Source organism: Ktedonosporobacter rubrisoli (assembly GCF_004208415.1).
GTDB classification, from domain to species: domain Bacteria; phylum Chloroflexota; class Ktedonobacteria; order Ktedonobacterales; family Ktedonobacteraceae; genus Ktedonosporobacter; species Ktedonosporobacter rubrisoli.
In genome coordinates this window covers 6,828,152-6,843,674 of the sequence record NZ_CP035758.1, presented here as the reverse complement: position 1 = coordinate 6,843,674, position 15,523 = coordinate 6,828,152, and the positions used below count along the sequence as shown (strand labels likewise).

The window sequence follows — 15,523 nt, the reverse complement described above, 5'->3', positions numbered from 1 at the left end:
ATGGCATCTATAGTATAGCGGGGTAGAGAACAGATGGTACGATTAATGGCGCTGGACATTGGCGCGGCCAGAATAGGTGTCGCGGTAAGCGATGCCACAGGCTTGCTTGCATCACCATATACAACCTTACATGCCTCTCGGGATGAACAACAAACCTGGCAGGCTATTCAGCAACTGATAGGTGAGACAGAAGCGCAAGGGCTGGTTGTCGGCTTGCCGATAAGTCTGGATGGCCAGCTACATGAACAGGGTAGACAGATTCAGGCTTTTGCTGAGCGTCTACAGCCACATATTGCAGTCCCTCTCGTATTTTGGGATGAGCGTCTTTCAACAGTAGAGGCGCAGCGCTTGCTTGCGCAACGTGGCCAGGAAGAAGGGAAGAAGCGACAAAGGCGTAGTGGTCAACGCCATACCTCTGCAAAGCGACGGCGTAGAGGGCATGAGATTGATGCCTTAGCCGCTGCAGTTATTCTTCAGGATTACCTGGACCATCTGGACCACAAGACTGAGGGAGGGTCAATATGAAACAAGCTGGAGCGAGGGCCGCAATTATTGCTGTGCTGCTAGTAGCGGTAATTGTCTTTGGCGCTATTTATTACGCCTGGAATACCATGACGTCTATATTTCAACCCGTGCCAGGTCCCAGCCATACCATGTCAATAGAGATTCAAAAGGGGGAAACAACTGCCCAGATTGGTGATGATCTTGTGCAAAAAGGGCTTATCCGAAATGCGCTTGCTTTCCGTATCTGGGCACGTATCAAAGGGCTGGATACGCGGCTGCAGGCGGGCATGTATAATGATTTAAGTACAAGTATGACAATCAGCCAGATTATAGATAAACTGCTCGATGGGCAGCCCAACGCGATCAGGGTGATCATACCAGAGGGTTGGCGTCTTGAGCAAATAGGCCATCGTTTTGCTACTTCTGGTCTCGTCAAGTTTAATGAGCAGGATTTTCTCAAATATACAAAACATATTGACCTGTTCCCTGATAAGGGCAAGCATCCCGTTCTCAATGATGTGCCGCAAGGGCAAAACAGCATGGAGGGGCTACTTTTCCCTGACAGCTACCTGATTCCGTTAGATGGAACGGCTCGCGATGTCGTGAATATAATGCTAAACGGCATGGAGGATAAAATCACTCAGAATCACCTCGATGCCGCGGCGAAGCAGCATCAGATGAATGTTTATCAGATGATCACTCTGGCCTCAATCGTTGAGCGCGAGACCTTAGCTCCGGAGGATCGAGGGAATATTGCAAGTGTCTACTGGAATCGTCTCTATAAGATCCCTGCTAATGATGAGACCCGCGAATTATTACAGGCTGATCCTACGGTGCAGTATGCGCGTGATACGCTCAATCCTCCTAAAGCGCCAAATCCATATTGGGCCCCATTGCAAGATACGGGCGGCCAGATCGCTGCTGATAGCCCTTGGAATACCTATACTCATCAGAATTTCCCGCCTACACCTATTTGTAGTCCGGGCCTGGCCAGCTTAAAGGATGCTGCTGCTCCGCCTTCTACAAATTATTACTACTTCTTTGCCAAGAAGGACGGACACTCTGTCTTTGCATCAACTCTGGCGGAATTTGAGACTGATAAACAGAAGTATGAAATTAGAAACTGACAAAGAGAGTGACTAATGAATGTAAACATCTTGCAAGTCATTTTTCTGGCGCTGCTGCAGGGGGTAACCGAGCTATTTCCGATTAGTAGCCTGGGGCATACCATCTTTCTCCCGCCGCTGTTGGGCCTGGGTAATATCGATGCTGGAACCTCATGTGGTGGAAAAAGCTGTTTTCTTCCCTTGATTGTAGCCTTACATCTAGGCACAAGTATTGCGCTCCTTTTGTATTTCTGGCGTGATTGGTTGCAAGTGGGCAAAACGCTGCTGACCATTGCGCAAACGCGCAAGCTGACACCAGGCACTGACGAATGGGTAAGCTGGCTTATTCTTGTTGGCTGCGTGCCCGCCGGTATCTTCGGTGTTCTGTTTCAGAATAAGATTAAGGATCTGTTTGAATCGCCGATTCTGGCGGCGGCCTTTTTGATAGTGAATGGCTCGGTACTGTTTTTAGGCGAGGGTATGCGCCGGCGCGCCGAGGCAAAATTGGGCGCGCTCTCTCCGCGGGAACGCGAGGCGCAATTTCGCCCGCTTAAGACACTCTCCTGGAAAGAGGCCATTGTGGTAGGCTTTGCCCAATCCCTGGCCCTTATCCCTGGCTTTTCGCGCTCGGGCGTGACGATGGTGGCTGGCCTGGGCGTGCGCCTGACGCACGAGGATGCTGCGCGTTTCTCCTTCCTGCTGGGCACACCCCTTATCCTTGGCGCCGCTCTGCTGGAGGTGCCGCTCTTGTTGAAGCAGCATCTGATGACCCTGCTGCTTATCCTGTTCGGCATGGTCTTATCCGGCGTGGCCGCTTACTTCAGCACAAAGTTTCTTACCAAGTATTTCGAGACGGGTCGCCTGAATCCCTTTGCCTATTATTGCTGGGGAGCCGGGCTGCTCCTTGTCATTTTGTACCTGACCGTCTTCCATGCTGCGGCCTGACCAGATAGGTTCTTGCTGCTGCAGATAGGAAAAACTTGCTAATCACAAAGAGGTCCCAGGAAGTACGGCTTACGAGAACCTGGGACTTTTTGTTAGCGCCAATTGAGAATCATCTGCGTGGGCTGGTCTTACGCGCCTAAGACAGCGCCGACGATCCCGGGATTGCCGCGCAGAAATTCTTCAGCGCTCATGGCTTTTTTGCCCTCTAGCTGGAGCTGCTTGACAAGAAGCAGGCCGGAGCCCGTAACTACAGAGAGTACCTGGTGGTTGGCGTCCTGGCGCACGCTGGTAGTTCCTGGCTCGACCGAATTTGCCGGCTCTAGCGCTCTTGGCTGGGCGGCAATGATCTTGAGCAGTTTGCCATGCCAGTGGGTATACGAGCCGGGCCAGGGGCTGTAGGCGCGTACCTGGCGGGCTAGAACGCTGGCGGGTTTATCCCAACGAATGAGCCCATCTTCTTTGCGCAACATCCGTGTGTGGGTGGCTTTCAGCTCATCTTGCGCCTGGGGCGCGATTTTGCCAGCGATCCACAGCGGTAGCGCTTCAAGCAAGGCCTGAGCGCCCAACTCGGCCAATTTGGTGGTAAGGCTTCCTGTCGTCTCATCCTCGGCAAGTGGGATAGAGCGCTTAAGGAGCACGGGACCTGTATCTATGCCTGCATCGAGGAGCATAATGGAGACGCCTGTCTGGCTTTCTCCCTGCAGGATGACTTCGGCAATAGGGTCGGGGCCTCGATATTTAGGTAAAAGCGAGGCATGAATATTGAGCGTACCGAAGCGCGGCTGGTCTAAAACTGTCTGTGGCAGGATCTGACCAAACGCAGCGACAATATAAAGATCGGCATGGTAAGCAGCCAGCGCCTCGCTATTAACTGCCTTTTTAAAAGAGCCTGGTTGCCAAACCGGGATACCGTGTGCTAGAGCAGTTTGCTTGACTGGCGAGAAAACCACTTCGCGCTTACGCCCGACTGGCTTATCGGGGCGCGTAATAACTGTTGCCAGTTCGTAGCCTTCTGGCAAGATGGCTCCAGGAGCCGCGCCCTGGCTTAAGGCCTCCAGCGCTGGGACAGCGAAATGTGGCGTGCCCATATAGATGATACGCAGCATACGGTGACCCCCCTTTCAACACAAAGATTTACAGTCAGATATAGTAGCACATTCAGGCTATTTTAGGCTAATGCCTGGCTCTTGTAGTATGCTATACTGCATTTAGCACGTAACGGAGGAATACATCTCATATGCCGGACGGGGAACAGCATAGAGGTCTTATGCAACGCGCGACGAGTGGCGAGTACAATCTATCCCCCATTGGAGAACAGCGTAATGGGCTTTTAGGACGCGCAACAAGAGGTGAGTACAATCTTCCTATGCATCAAACGTCTGCTCAACAGATACATCCTTCAGCGTATGGGGTCTATGCGCTTGCTCCAGCACCGATTGACCCCCAGTTCATTATGCAGCGTGCGGATGAAGTGAATACGGTCCATCGCATGCTGGTAGATACCAGAACGAATGCTGTGGTAATTACTGGAAGCTCAGGTGCAGGAAAATCGATATTGGCTGCTCTCTTATATAATCGTATCCTTCAAGCGACGCAGGCAAGCGTAGCAGCTGGGCCGCAACATCTGATATGGCTGGAGACGGGCACATATACGACAGTGCCTGGTATGATTGCCGCCATACTCAATGGTTTGCAGGTTCAGGAGCCGGGCTTTGCTTTGATGAAGGCTGAGCAGCAGATCTCGGCGCTCTTGCGCGCTTTACGCCGGCCGCAGGAGAGCGCTCTAATTGTCCTTGATCAATTCGAGACCATGCTCTATGATGCTCAGAATGTGAGTAGCCGTGGAGCTTTGTCTTTGTTTCTTGAGATGTTGCAGTCCGACCTGGGTGATAGCCGTATCCTCTTTACCAGTTATGAGACGCCTTTTGATGAGAATATGGCTGAATCGCGGGTGCGTTCCTACCTGGTTTCGCGTATCAGTATGCCAGAAGGCTTAGCTCTGCTGCAACGCTATGGTCTCGATAGCTCGCCTGAGCAGTTATCGTTAATCTGGCAGCGCTGTGCCGGACATGTCTTTGCCCTTGTGCTGTTTTGTGCTGTCGTCCACTTGAGCGGGATCTCTATTAGTTATCTACTTGATTCTTCAGAATATCAGCCGATGTGGGCCGGTGAGGTTACACAGAATCTTTTGACGGCTATTTATCACTTTCTTAGCCCAATCCAATATGTTTTAATGCGTACGCTTAGCCTCTTTCATGAGCCTGTACCCTTGCGTGGCATCGCTACGGCGATCACAGGCAACGGCGCCACTACTCAGGTGAGCATCGCGGAAATTGAGAAGGAACTGGAAACGCTGACCAGCCTGGCTCTGGTTAGAGTTACTGTTGATGTCTTTAATATTGCTAGCTATGATCTTCATCCCCTGATTCGTGAGTATATTCTTGAGCATTTTCTTGAGGGAGGAGAACAGCGTTATCCCGAGGGGCTGGCTATGCTTGAGGCCGAGATGCCCTTTGTGCCGGCCGAGAGCCAGAAAGGGCCGGAGGCCGCGCAGGCGATGCAGGCGGCTGGACATATGCAGGTTGCAGCCTACTACTATAACCTGGCTCAGGAATATCCTTCTCCTGAGCAGCGCGCTGGTCTGCAGGATGTTATGCCTATTATCTCTACAATCCATCACTTATGTCTTGGCTGGCACTGGCAGGATGCTTGTGATCTGCTCTTTGCCGAGGGCTTGCACCAGAAGATGGTAGAGTGGGGGATGTGGAATATGCTGATAGGCTTATATACGGCTCTCTTGCCACCATCTGCCCATCTGGCCCCTCAAGATGAGGCGACGATTTTCGGCCATCTGGGTATGCTTTATGGTCGTATGGATGAGCGGGAGCAGAGCCATACATACTTTGAGCAGGCCCTGACCCTCCAGCGCCAGGTTAGTGATTTTCGTGGTGAGATTACGACTCTTGCCAATCAGGGGGAACTATTCCGCGCCTGGGGCGAGATTGAGCAGGCCCGCATGCTTTTTGAACAGGCTCTGCGCCTCAACGAGAAGCAGCAGGATGTTGTCCTTCAATATACGATCCTGCATAACCTTGGCTTGCTCTATCACGATGAGAAAAATTATGAACTTGCCTTTAAATGCTATAAAGAAGCTATAAAGATGGCCTATGGGCCACGTGCTCGCCTCGATAAGGCTATGATCATTACCAGTATGGGTTTGCTGCTCTATGAACAGAGGGTTTATAAGGAGGGTCTATCTCTGCTCCTGGGCGCGCTGCAGCTGCGTCAAGCACTCAACGATTCATCGACGATGACCCTGGAACTTTTCCTCAAGGCGCTTGAACAAAAAATGGGCCAGGAAGCCTATGCTATGCTGAAGCGCGAGGCTATTGAGGTACAGCAACAGGTTTTTTCTCGCTTTGTTATGGCGGATATGCGACAATAATATTTGTCAGAACGTAATATGAGAGCAACAAGGGGATGCAGATTATCTTGATGAGAGATGACTGCCTCCCGTTTGCTATGCCTGTTCATCCTCGCCTGGGGATCAGTATTTTTAGCGAAAGAGAGTGCTTAGAATATGACCACCACGACTCCCGGCCCCCGTAAACCGCAAGCGGAAGATGGCAATAGAAACTCTCATGCCGGGCACCTGCTCCAGGACTGGCTGCTTATTATCCTGGTGTTTGTGGCCGGAGCCGCTTCGCTTGCAGTTGAAATGGCGGCCTCGCGCCTGCTTGCGCCTTACTTTGGCACTTCGCTGTTTGTGTGGGCAAATCTGATCGGCCTGATCCTGCTGTATCTTACCATCGGTTACTATGTCGGTGGTCGTATTGCCGATCGTTACCCCTATCCCTCGGCATTTTATGGGCTGACGATTGTGGCCGCGCTGCTCATCTGTGCGATCCCTCCGCTCTCACGCCCTATCTTGAGCTGGTCTTTGAGCGCCTTCGCGACCTATTCGATAAGCGTCTTTTATGGTTCGCTGGTCTCGGTGATCTTGCTCTTTGCGCTGCCCATGATTTTGCTTGGCTGCGTTTCTCCCTTTGCGATTCGTCTGCGTGTAGAACAGATCGGGAAATCGGGACGTACTGCCGGTTTGCTCTATGCCATTTCGACGGCGGGTAGCATTGTGGGGACCTTCGTGCCGGTGCTTGTGCTTATTCCCAATATCGGGACGTATCGGACCTTCTTAGTCTTTGCCGTGGCTCTCCTGCTGGTGGCTGTTGTGGGCCTTATCGTTTCGCAGCGCAATAGGGGCCAGGACGGGCGCAAGGCTGTCTTGAAAAGCCTGCTGCTCTTTTTGCTCTTGATTCCTATGCTGCTTTCGTTGCTGGCCTTGCGCGGACCCATCAAGCCGCCCAGCGGAACCAATGGAGGTGGCGTGCTGATCTCTGAGCACGAATCGGCTTACAATTATATTCAGGTGGTGCAGGCAAGGGGGGAGACGCAGCTTGTGATGAATGAGGGCCTGGGCATTCATTCGATTTATGATCCCACCCATGTGCTGACAAATGGTCCCTGGGACTATTTTATGGTTACGCCATACTTCAATAATCCTCCCTTCATGCCTCAGCAGGTTCGCCAGGTCTGTATCGTCGGGCTGGGCGCCGGGACTATCCCGCGCGAGTTCAGCGCAGCTTATGGGCCGATCCCTATCGATGGCGTGGAGATCGATGGAGAGATCGTGAAGCTGGGACGGCAATACTTTGGGATGCGCGAGCCGAACCTTAATGTGATTGTGCAGGATGGGCGTTATTTCTTGCAGACGACGCAGAAGAAATACGATGTCATTGGTATAGATGCCTATCAACAGCCCTATATTCCCTTCCAGATGACGACAAGCGAGTTCTTTCAGCTTGTGCGCTCTCACCTCACGCCTACAGGGGTAGCCACAATTAATGTCGGACGGACAAGCCAGGATTTCCGCCTTGTCAATGCGCTGGCCCAAACGATGCATACAGTCTTCCCAAATGTATATATTATCGATTCGCCGCGCTTCACAAATAGCCTGGTCATTGGTACCAACGCGCGCACCTCGCTGGCTAATTTTCGCCACAATAGCGCTCAGCTCTCCGAGCCGTTGTTGCGCTCAGTTACACAGGCTGGCCTTGATTATGGCAATATACGCGAGGAGAAACGCGCCTCTGTCTACTTTACCGATGATCGGGCCCCTGTTGAGCAGCTGATTGATCTGATGATTCTGAATGTGGTCGAGAACAGCAATCAGCCAAAGACAAAGTAAGCTGTGCCCTGAGCAGGGCGTCTTTGATTTTTTTGCGCGCGGGAATCTGACCCCATTTTTTGTAATCGAAATGTGCTTCCTGGACGTTCTCTATAGAGAGGAGTTCCGTAGTGCATGTGATGGCGGGGAATAACTTTTGGCGCTGTGAGGAGCCGGAGGGGAACGCCGGGAGGTGGAGGTTGGGCCGGCTTCTCTCTGGTGGCAGAGGTATGACACCCATGGCTCTGTTGTGGTCATGGGTGTTTTTTGTATGCAGAAATATATATGTAAAAATACTTAAATATGTTGTTTTGATAATATATGAAGCGCTGCTATACTAAGGCCAGTTCCGGTGGTATACTGAATAGATCGAGAGGGAATAGAGTTGGCGAGTTACCCATGGCAAGATATGACAAAGATTGACGAATATCTAGAGTTGGAACGTAACAATCAAGGCGTGCGCTATGAATATATCGACGGCCATATTACGATGCTGGCCGGCGGCACGTTGAATCACGCCACAATAAGCGGAAATATGTTTAGCATCTTACATAGTGCTTTGCGGGGAAGATCGTGTCGCGCTTATACTTCTGATGCGCGCGTACGTCTCTCGGAGACGCGCTATGTCTATCCAGATGTGACGGTTACCTGTGATGCCCGCGATCGCGGAAGCATTGACTTTATCCAATATCCACGCCTTGTCGTTGAGGTGCTTTCCCCCAGTACCTGCGACTACGATCGAGGCAGCAAGTTCACCTTTTATCGCGAGTGCCCAACGATTCAAGAATATATGCTAATAGCCACAGACCATCCTGCGGTTGAGCTCTTTCGGCGTGAGAAAAATACTCTGTGGACTTTGTTTCTCTTTGCCCTTGAGGATAGTGTGCAAGTAAGCAGCCTTGACCTCAGCTTTACGGTGGCTGAGCTTTATGAAGGCATCATCTTTGCTGGAAGCGACGACAAACAGCTATAGTCTGGATCGGCTTACTGAGCAAGCTGCACCTGGGAGGCAAGCCTTTGCTATTGTGGTATACTGACTTTGTTTTCTATGCAGTACATCTCCATCCTGTTCAGAAAGGAACTCCCTATATATTATGAGTGATCAGAACGGCTTACCTCCAAACTATTTTCATCATCAACTGCCCAACGGCATTGATATGATCGGCCAATATATGCCTAGCCTGAGCTCGACAACTTTCGGCTTTCAGCTAGAGGCTGCAGTCATCCACGAGCCCAAGGAGAAGCAAGGTCTTGCCCACCTCTTTGAGTATATGATCTTTCAGGGAACGAAAAAGAGAGATGTGCGCGCCCTCAATGAAGCCTTTGAGTCCCTGGGAGCTCGTAAGGGCGCCAGTACTGGCCTGGAAACCGCTCAGGTCTGGGCGCAGGTTGTCCATACCAAGTTTGAGGCAACCCTTGAACTGATGCATGAGTTGCTGCTCACTCCCACTTTCCCAAAGGATGAGCTCGAACAGGTACGCAGCATCATCTTACAGGAGATCCGCCGCCGCGATGACGAGCCGATGAGCCGCATCTTTGATCTTGTGCGCGCCGGCTTTTACCACGATACTCCTTTTGCTCGCCAGGTATTGGGCAGCAGCGACAGCGTACGCGCGCTGCAGCAGCAGGACTTGCGCGAGTTCTGGCAGGCGCGCTATCAGCCGAACAATGTCCTGTTTGCCATCGCAGGTAAGTTTGATTGGGATAAGGTTGTGGAGAAGATGCAGGCGTTCTTCGGCGATTGGGAAGGGCAGGCAGCTCCGATCTCGGTGCCGCGTCCGCAGCCAGTTACAACTATCGAGCTGGAGCATCAGGATGGCAAGCAAGAGCATCTTGGTATGATGTTCCCCTTCCCGGCTTATAACGATCCCGATTATTATGCTGCCATGGTGATCGGTGAGGCTCTTGGCGGCAATATGGCCTCGCGCCTCTTTGTCGAGGTACGCGAGAAGCGTGGACTTGTCTATAGCGTCTCCGCGGGCCTGGCCGGCAATCGCCAGATCGGTGGGATGCGCGTCTATGCTGGCACTACTCCTGAGCAAGGGCACGAATGCCTTGAAGTGATCGTCAACGAGCTGCGTAAGTTAGAGCAGGGAGGTCTTAGCGCCGATGAACTGGAGCGGGCCAAGGTGCAGTTGAAGAGCGAGCATATCATGCGCGGCGAAGGCTCAGCGGCTCGTATGGGTGCTCTGACGCGTTCCTGGTGGTATGAACGCAAGTTGAAGACGATTCAGGAAGTGAAGGAAGCCATCGATGCGGTTACGCAAGAGCAGGTGCTCAGAGTGCTGCAGCGCTTCTCGCCTCTTTCGCCAATCACTGTGGCCGCAATTGGACCGCTTGGGCGCGATGAACTTGTGGGCAATACGCTCTCTGTTTAATGTAGATCAAGCTTAAGGCCAAAGGGCCGGGAAATTCCGGCCCCGCCTGTTTTTAGCGCAAAGGAATTTCCCAGTTTGTCAGCCATTGATGAGCGCGGTGATCGCGTGCGCGAATCAGGGCCTTATCTGCGTAGATGGAGAGGGCGAAAGTGATCAGGGTATCGGGCTTATCAGGAACATAGATTAATTCGTTGGTCTCGGGATCACGGCGCGCTCCTGCATGCCGGCCAGTGTACCAGGGGGACATCAAGTTGAGATGCGTTATCGTATGCTTGCCAAGATCCTCAGTAAAGAGGAGCTGGGGCGAGTTCCAGCCTGAGTGTGTATGGCCGCTGATATAGAGGGTCACGTTGGCATGCTTCGCCAGGATCGCGCGCACCTCGGCCGAGTTGTTGACAAAGAAGAAGGTGTCCTGAGAGTCGTCATCGAGGTTGCGAGCCGGGTCGCGGTCGAGCACCGTGTCCTGCAGTGGGCAGTGGGCAAAAATGAGCGCCCTGCGGCTCTCATGCTCCTGCAAGGTGGCATCGAGAAAGTGGAGAGTCTCTGCCGGGAAAATTACCTCTTTACTCTCCTTTCGCTCACCTGAGCCGTACGGATATGGTTGATCGAGCATGATGCAGATAATCTCATGCTGCTCTCCGGCTGTCCAGGCATAGCGTGGAGGCTTGTGCCAGGCCGCTGAGAACTCGGCTGCCGTATGGAAAGTATCTTCCTGGCTATCAGGGTGGTATTCATGGTTGCCAATGCCTGGATAGAAAGGAATGCCTTGCATCTGCCGGGCAATCTCCTGGATCGCCAGAGCATAGTTGGTGGGCGTCCCGGTCTGGACGAGATCGCCAGGGCTTACGCAAAAGTCTGGCCTGCCTTCTTCTTGCCAGACGCTCTGTATATCCTCAAACATCTCTTGCATGCGTGGGGCATGAAGCGCCTGCCAGGCTGGTTGAGCGCGATAGTGCAGGTCGCCCAGTGCCCAGAAGTACAATGAGGGATGTGTTGTGTGCATATGTTATGAAAGCCTCCTGAAAATGTACATGGCCTATCACTGATTCTACGATGCGCTGCGCATATTTGCACAGGACCCCTGAGATAGGAGATAATAGGTCCCTTGCTTCGCCCTGCTCATGAGGACCGCAGGCATCTTTTTATCCTACCCCAATAAGAGTAGATAGAGCAAAGCGTAGTTTGACAGGCATGTTATGATAAAGCTTTTATCTCTCTTGACATATTTTGCTATGCATGTAAAAATGCAATGCTACAAGACTGACATAATATCACAACAACTTTCGCAAATAATAAAGATAATTATCATTGCAGCCGGAGCTATGCAGTCAATGTAGACGTATAGGGAAGCTCAAGAAGGGGAGCAAGAATATGAGGCGAGGGCAAGATCAGATCACTTATGACCGGGTAATGGCAATAATTGAGCAAGAGCATGTGCGTTTCGTTAACCTGGAGTTCATCGATGTGATAGGAATGGCTAAATGTGTAACCATTCCAGTTGAGCAGTTTCCTGAATGCCTTCAGCATGGTAAGTGGTTTGATGGCTCTTCTCTTGAAGGCTTTGCGCGTATTGCTGAGAGCGATATGTATCTTTTCCCCGATCTCTCAACTTTTACCGTTCTGCCGAGCGAGTTGCAGCCCTTAGCTGATGGATCTGAAGGAGATATTGTGGCGCGCGTCATTTGTAATGTGCATACGCCTGATGGCGAGAGCTTCGATGGCGACCCACGTGCGATCCTGATGCAGACGCTTGATATGGCGCGTTCGCTTGGCTACGAGTTCCGGGTCTCGCCAGAACTAGAGTTTTTCCTCTTGCGCTTCGAAAATCAGGTTCCCACTCCTCTACGCAATGATCGCGGCGGCTATTTTGACCTCTCGACGGATCTTGCCACAGCCTTGCGACGGCGTATGGCCTCGGCTCTACAGCACATGGGCTTTACGATAGAGACCAGCCATCACGAGGTAGCGGAAGGGCAGCATGAGCTTGATTTTGAGGGTAGCGAGGCCTTGCATATAGCTGATGGCCTGATGACTGCTAAATATGTGATTAAGGCGATTGCTGCGCGCAACGAGCTTTATGCGACCTTCCTGCCCAAGCCATTTTATGGCATCAACGGCTCTGGCTTACATATCCATCAGCAGTTAGTTGACGTTAAAACTGGGCGCAATGCCTTTGTAGACGAGAGTGCTGAGTATGGACTCTCCGAGATTGGACGCCGCTTTATTGCCGGCCAGCTGGCTCATGCGCGCGCTATGTGTGCTATCCTGGCCCCGCTGGTAAACTCCTACAAGCGCCTTGTGCATGGCTTTGAAGCGCCGATCTTTGTGAACTGGGGGCGCGTCAATCGTCAAGCCCTCATTCGTGTGCCGCGCCTGAGCACTGATCCGCAAGCCTCGATGCGCGTCGAGCTGCGCTGTACTGATCCCAGCTGCAATCCCTACCTGGCCCTGGCTGTTATGCTGCGTAGCGGCCTTGATGGAATTCAGCGCAAATTAGAGCTGCCGGCGCCTATGGATGAAAACCTCTTCTTGCAGGAAGAACAGGAGCGCTTGCGGCGGCGGGCACGCCTGTTGCCGGCCACGCTTGGTGAGGCCCTGGATGGCTTGCGTGAGGACCCCTTGATTCGCGAGGCGCTGGGTGACTCTATCTATGAAGGCTTTATTGATGCCAAGAGCATTGAGTGGATAGAATATCGCCAGCATGTGCATGCCTGGGAGCTTGATCGCTACCTGCCGGTTTTTTAAAGCTGGCCCAACTATCAAGCGTGTTGCGTGTGTTTACCAGGTCCGAGACAAAATGCTCGGGCCTGGACGAGAAGCTATCCGATCTCTTTACCTGGGCTTTTCGTCTTGTTTGCTGAAGTACTGTTGAAACAGATTCGCTGATCTACTAAGCCCCTCTTCGGTGAAGACTACGGATTTTGCCTTATTGCGTGGATTATCGATCCAACCTTTCTGATAGAGCCTATCAAGTACGTCCCAGTCGAAACCTTTCCAGGCCCGATAGGAATCGTGAAGTGTGAGATAAAGCAAGGCCAGTACGAATTCATCCACTTTGTCATGATCGTAGTCATCCATATTTTGTATCTCCTAACATGCCTACTTGTGATTTATATAATATGGTTGTTAGTTTGCCTGGATGCTGTACGAAATTATTGTCATGAATTTCGAGGAAGAATTCAAGGTACGTTCGGCCTATCTATATATTTACGACTTTTCGGCCCCTTATCGTAAAGTTTGCTGTCTGTGCTCATAGCGAAAAAAGCGGGAAGGACTAACAATCCTTCCCGCTGTTGTTATAACTGGCCAGAGCGCTTAGCGCGTGCCGTTATTGATAATGGCTCACGTTAGCACAAGGCGTAGCCGTGGTTTTGTAGATACTGCCCCAGTCGTTCTGCGGAATCACATCCAGCGCGTTGTCAGCGATGCCCACGATACAGGGCTTGTAGACATAAGCTAGCGCATCCTGATAGATGGGTATCCACACCACATCATTAACCAGCGCCTGCTCGGCCTCATTGTATTGTTTGAGGCGCGCTGCCTGATCAGGATTTCCATCGGCCTGCGCCATCAGCTTCTGCATTTGTTCTTGCTGCGCATTCTGCGGAGTATTGTTCTGGCCGTAGTTGTAAGCGTTTTTGGCCGAATCCTTGCTGAAGAGCAGGGTTAACCAGTTCTGTGGATCGGGATAGTCCGCGCCCCAGGACAGGCCCCAGATCTGCATACCCTTGGGATTGTGCAGCGTATTTGTGCGGTTATCCAGCAGTGTGCTGAAATCTATATCCTGAATCTTCACAGAAACACCAAGCGTGCTCTGCCACATCTGCTGCGCCGCCGCATACTCATCGCGCGTATCGCCAGAGCCGCCAGTAGAGACCGTGAAGGTAATTGAGGGGAACGTCGCAGGCGTATAGCCAGCCTCCTGCATGCCTTCCTGGAAGAGCTTTTTGGCAAGTTCGGGATCGGCCTTGGTCGAGCTGTGGCCCGCCGGTCCGGTCAGGGCCGGGTTGTAGCCAGGCATGCCTTCAGGGATGATATGGTTCGTCGCGATATACAAATCTTTGTACACATTATGGACAATAGATTCTTTATCGATGGCAAGAGCAAAGGCCTGGCGGATCTTCAGATTATCAAAAGGCTTGGCCAGTTCGTTCATGCCATAGAAGTAGACTTGCAGGCGTGGCAGATGATGGAGCTGTCCATTGGGCAATTTTTTGGCATTGGCCAGCTGGATTGACGGGACCAGAGCCTTGTCAAGGTTATTAGTTTGATAGGCCTTGTAGGTAGTATCGCTTGCCTTGTAAATCTGCATGATGACTTTCTTCAGCTGCGGCTTGGGCCCTTCAAAGTTGGGATTGGGCACAAAGATAACCTCTTTGCCATGCGTGTACTTCTCAACCTTCCAGGGGCCGTCCCCGCCGATGCCCTCGCTGAGATGGTCAGCAAAATAATCGCCATATTTATCGATCATGCTCTTCTCGACAACATATGAGGTCTGGTAGGTGAGCTCCTGTAGAAAATAAGCTGCCCTCTTGCTCGTCTTGATAATGATCGTCTGGGGATCAGGAGTAAGCAAGCTGTAATTAATTAAAGATTTGAGCTTGCCTTCATTGCGCTCTTCCGCGCCCTGGATCAGGCCAAGGTAGAGGGTAGAGACGGTTGACTTGAGCTCGGGTTTGAGGGCGCGATCAATGCTATAGGCCACGTCGGCGGAAGTGAGTGGCGCCCCATCGCTGAACTTCAGATTTGGCTTGAGCTTGAAGGTCCAGGTGAGCCCATCCTCCGAGACCGAATGCGATTGGGCCAGCTGATCGTGTACCTGCAACTTGTCGTCAAGTTGTACAAGTCCCGAGAAGACCATATTGATCGGATCGATGGCCGAGGAGTCGGTAGCTAAAGCCGGGTCAAAGGTCGTAAGATCGGAAACCTGGGTAATCGGCGTGATCAAGATTTGCTGATTATCGGGCGCCTTGCTCGCCGTATTGGCTGTTGTCTGAGCGCTACCGCCGCACGCGGTCACGATCAGGGCCATCAGGCTAAAGAGGATGGGTAGCGTTATCCGTAAATGAAATTTGCCAGGTTGCATGGACGATTCCTCCTGGTTTTGTAGTACTTGAAATTGCTACTTTTAGAACGCTCTTTTGAAATGAGTATGCTCTCGTGAAGCAGTACACACAGTATGCTCTTGCGCTGAGTAAAAACATTCCTCCTTCCGTTGAGCATTGCTATGCTCTTGCTCGCTTGGTTTAAGACTCAAGAGAGGGTGAAAATGGATGTGATGGCACTAATAGAGGGTAGTGCTGGCGAACCGATGGCCTATTCCTAAGCGCATAGGTCAAAGAGGCCCGCCAGCACTCTCATTTAGT

Annotated in this window: 12 protein-coding genes; 8 read left to right on the top strand and 4 right to left on the bottom strand. The window is 51.9% G+C overall.

Translation table 11 applies throughout. The features are described 5' to 3' along the window. Positions 1–33: 33 nt before the first annotated feature. The 3 genes from ruvX to EPA93_RS29775 are packed head-to-tail and all read left to right on the top strand — an operon-like array spanning position 34 to position 2,555. Positions 34–525: a Holliday junction resolvase RuvX gene (ruvX, locus tag EPA93_RS29785; RefSeq protein WP_129891014.1), complete on the top strand. Its 492-nt coding sequence runs from the start codon at positions 34–36 to the stop codon at positions 523–525. Then, on the top strand, positions 522–1,631 hold the full coding sequence (gene mltG / locus EPA93_RS29780) for an endolytic transglycosylase MltG (RefSeq protein ID WP_129891013.1): 1,110 nt from the start codon (positions 522–524) through the stop codon (positions 1,629–1,631). The genes ruvX and mltG overlap by 4 nt, the downstream gene beginning before the upstream one ends. Positions 1,632–1,646: 15 nt before the next feature. After that, the gene (locus EPA93_RS29775; protein ID WP_129891012.1) at positions 1,647–2,555 is read left to right on the top strand and encodes an undecaprenyl-diphosphate phosphatase; all 909 of its coding nucleotides are present in this window, start codon (positions 1,647–1,649) and stop codon (positions 2,553–2,555) included. Positions 2,556–2,683: 128 nt separating this feature from the next. Here EPA93_RS29775 and fmt read toward each other — a convergent pair whose 3' ends face one another. After that, positions 2,684–3,661: a methionyl-tRNA formyltransferase gene (gene fmt, locus EPA93_RS29770; protein ID WP_129891011.1), complete on the bottom strand. Its 978-nt coding sequence runs from the start codon at positions 3,659–3,661 to the stop codon at positions 2,684–2,686. Between the two features lie 131 nt (positions 3,662–3,792). Between fmt and EPA93_RS29765 the strand changes: the two genes are divergently transcribed. The 4 genes from EPA93_RS29765 to EPA93_RS29750 all read left to right on the top strand — a co-directional run bounded on the left by EPA93_RS29765 (position 3,793) and on the right by EPA93_RS29750 (position 10,157). Then, positions 3,793–6,000, top strand: a complete 2,208-nt coding sequence (locus EPA93_RS29765) for a tetratricopeptide repeat protein (RefSeq protein WP_129891010.1) — start codon at positions 3,793–3,795, stop codon at positions 5,998–6,000. 135 nt (positions 6,001–6,135) lie between these two features. Then, positions 6,136–7,800 carry a spermidine synthase gene (locus tag EPA93_RS29760; RefSeq protein WP_129891009.1) on the top strand — a complete coding sequence of 555 codons (1,665 nt, stop codon included), beginning with the start codon at positions 6,136–6,138 and terminating at the stop codon, positions 7,798–7,800. A gap of 364 nt (positions 7,801–8,164) precedes the next feature. Further along, positions 8,165–8,752: a Uma2 family endonuclease gene (locus EPA93_RS29755; protein ID WP_207229241.1), complete on the top strand. Its 588-nt coding sequence runs from the start codon at positions 8,165–8,167 to the stop codon at positions 8,750–8,752. 121 nt (positions 8,753–8,873) lie between these two features. Next, positions 8,874–10,157 carry a M16 family metallopeptidase gene (locus tag EPA93_RS29750; protein ID WP_129891008.1) on the top strand — a complete coding sequence of 428 codons (1,284 nt, stop codon included), beginning with the start codon at positions 8,874–8,876 and terminating at the stop codon, positions 10,155–10,157. A 52-nt stretch (positions 10,158–10,209) separates the two neighbouring features. Here EPA93_RS29750 and EPA93_RS29745 read toward each other — a convergent pair whose 3' ends face one another. Next, positions 10,210–11,160, bottom strand: a complete 951-nt coding sequence (locus EPA93_RS29745) for a metallophosphoesterase family protein (protein WP_129891007.1) — start codon at positions 11,158–11,160, stop codon at positions 10,210–10,212. A 368-nt stretch (positions 11,161–11,528) separates the two neighbouring features. Here EPA93_RS29745 and EPA93_RS29740 point away from each other — a divergent pair, with 368 nt between their 5' ends. Further along, positions 11,529–12,902: a glutamine synthetase family protein gene (locus EPA93_RS29740; protein WP_129891006.1), complete on the top strand. Its 1,374-nt coding sequence runs from the start codon at positions 11,529–11,531 to the stop codon at positions 12,900–12,902. 87 nt (positions 12,903–12,989) lie between these two features. Here EPA93_RS29740 and EPA93_RS29735 read toward each other — a convergent pair whose 3' ends face one another. Beyond that, the gene (locus EPA93_RS29735) at positions 12,990–13,235 is read right to left on the bottom strand and encodes a DUF6429 family protein (protein WP_129891005.1); all 246 of its coding nucleotides are present in this window, start codon (positions 13,233–13,235) and stop codon (positions 12,990–12,992) included. A 250-nt stretch (positions 13,236–13,485) separates the two neighbouring features. Then, positions 13,486–15,243 carry a peptide ABC transporter substrate-binding protein gene (locus EPA93_RS29730; protein ID WP_129891004.1) on the bottom strand — a complete coding sequence of 586 codons (1,758 nt, stop codon included), beginning with the start codon at positions 15,241–15,243 and terminating at the stop codon, positions 13,486–13,488. Between the last annotated feature and the right edge of the window lie 280 nt (positions 15,244–15,523).

Excerpts from the sequence above, each read along its gene's own strand:
- ruvX (WP_129891014.1), top strand. The coding sequence starts at position 34 with ATGGTACGATTAATGGCGCTGGACATTGGCGCGGCCAGAATAGGTGTC.
- mltG (WP_129891013.1), top strand. The coding sequence starts at position 522 with ATGAAACAAGCTGGAGCGAGGGCCGCAATTATTGCTGTGCTGCTAGTA.
- EPA93_RS29775 (WP_129891012.1), top strand. The coding sequence starts at position 1,647 with ATGAATGTAAACATCTTGCAAGTCATTTTTCTGGCGCTGCTGCAGGGG.
- fmt (WP_129891011.1), bottom strand. The coding sequence starts at position 3,661 with ATGCTGCGTATCATCTATATGGGCACGCCACATTTCGCTGTCCCAGCG.
- EPA93_RS29765 (WP_129891010.1), top strand. The coding sequence starts at position 3,793 with ATGCCGGACGGGGAACAGCATAGAGGTCTTATGCAACGCGCGACGAGT.
- EPA93_RS29760 (WP_129891009.1), top strand. The coding sequence starts at position 6,136 with ATGACCACCACGACTCCCGGCCCCCGTAAACCGCAAGCGGAAGATGGC.
- EPA93_RS29750 (WP_129891008.1), top strand. The coding sequence starts at position 8,874 with ATGAGTGATCAGAACGGCTTACCTCCAAACTATTTTCATCATCAACTG.
- EPA93_RS29745 (WP_129891007.1), bottom strand. The coding sequence starts at position 11,160 with ATGCACACAACACATCCCTCATTGTACTTCTGGGCACTGGGCGACCTG.
- EPA93_RS29740 (WP_129891006.1), top strand. The coding sequence starts at position 11,529 with ATGAGGCGAGGGCAAGATCAGATCACTTATGACCGGGTAATGGCAATA.
- EPA93_RS29735 (WP_129891005.1), bottom strand. The coding sequence starts at position 13,235 with ATGGATGACTACGATCATGACAAAGTGGATGAATTCGTACTGGCCTTG.
- EPA93_RS29730 (WP_129891004.1), bottom strand. The coding sequence starts at position 15,243 with ATGCAACCTGGCAAATTTCATTTACGGATAACGCTACCCATCCTCTTT.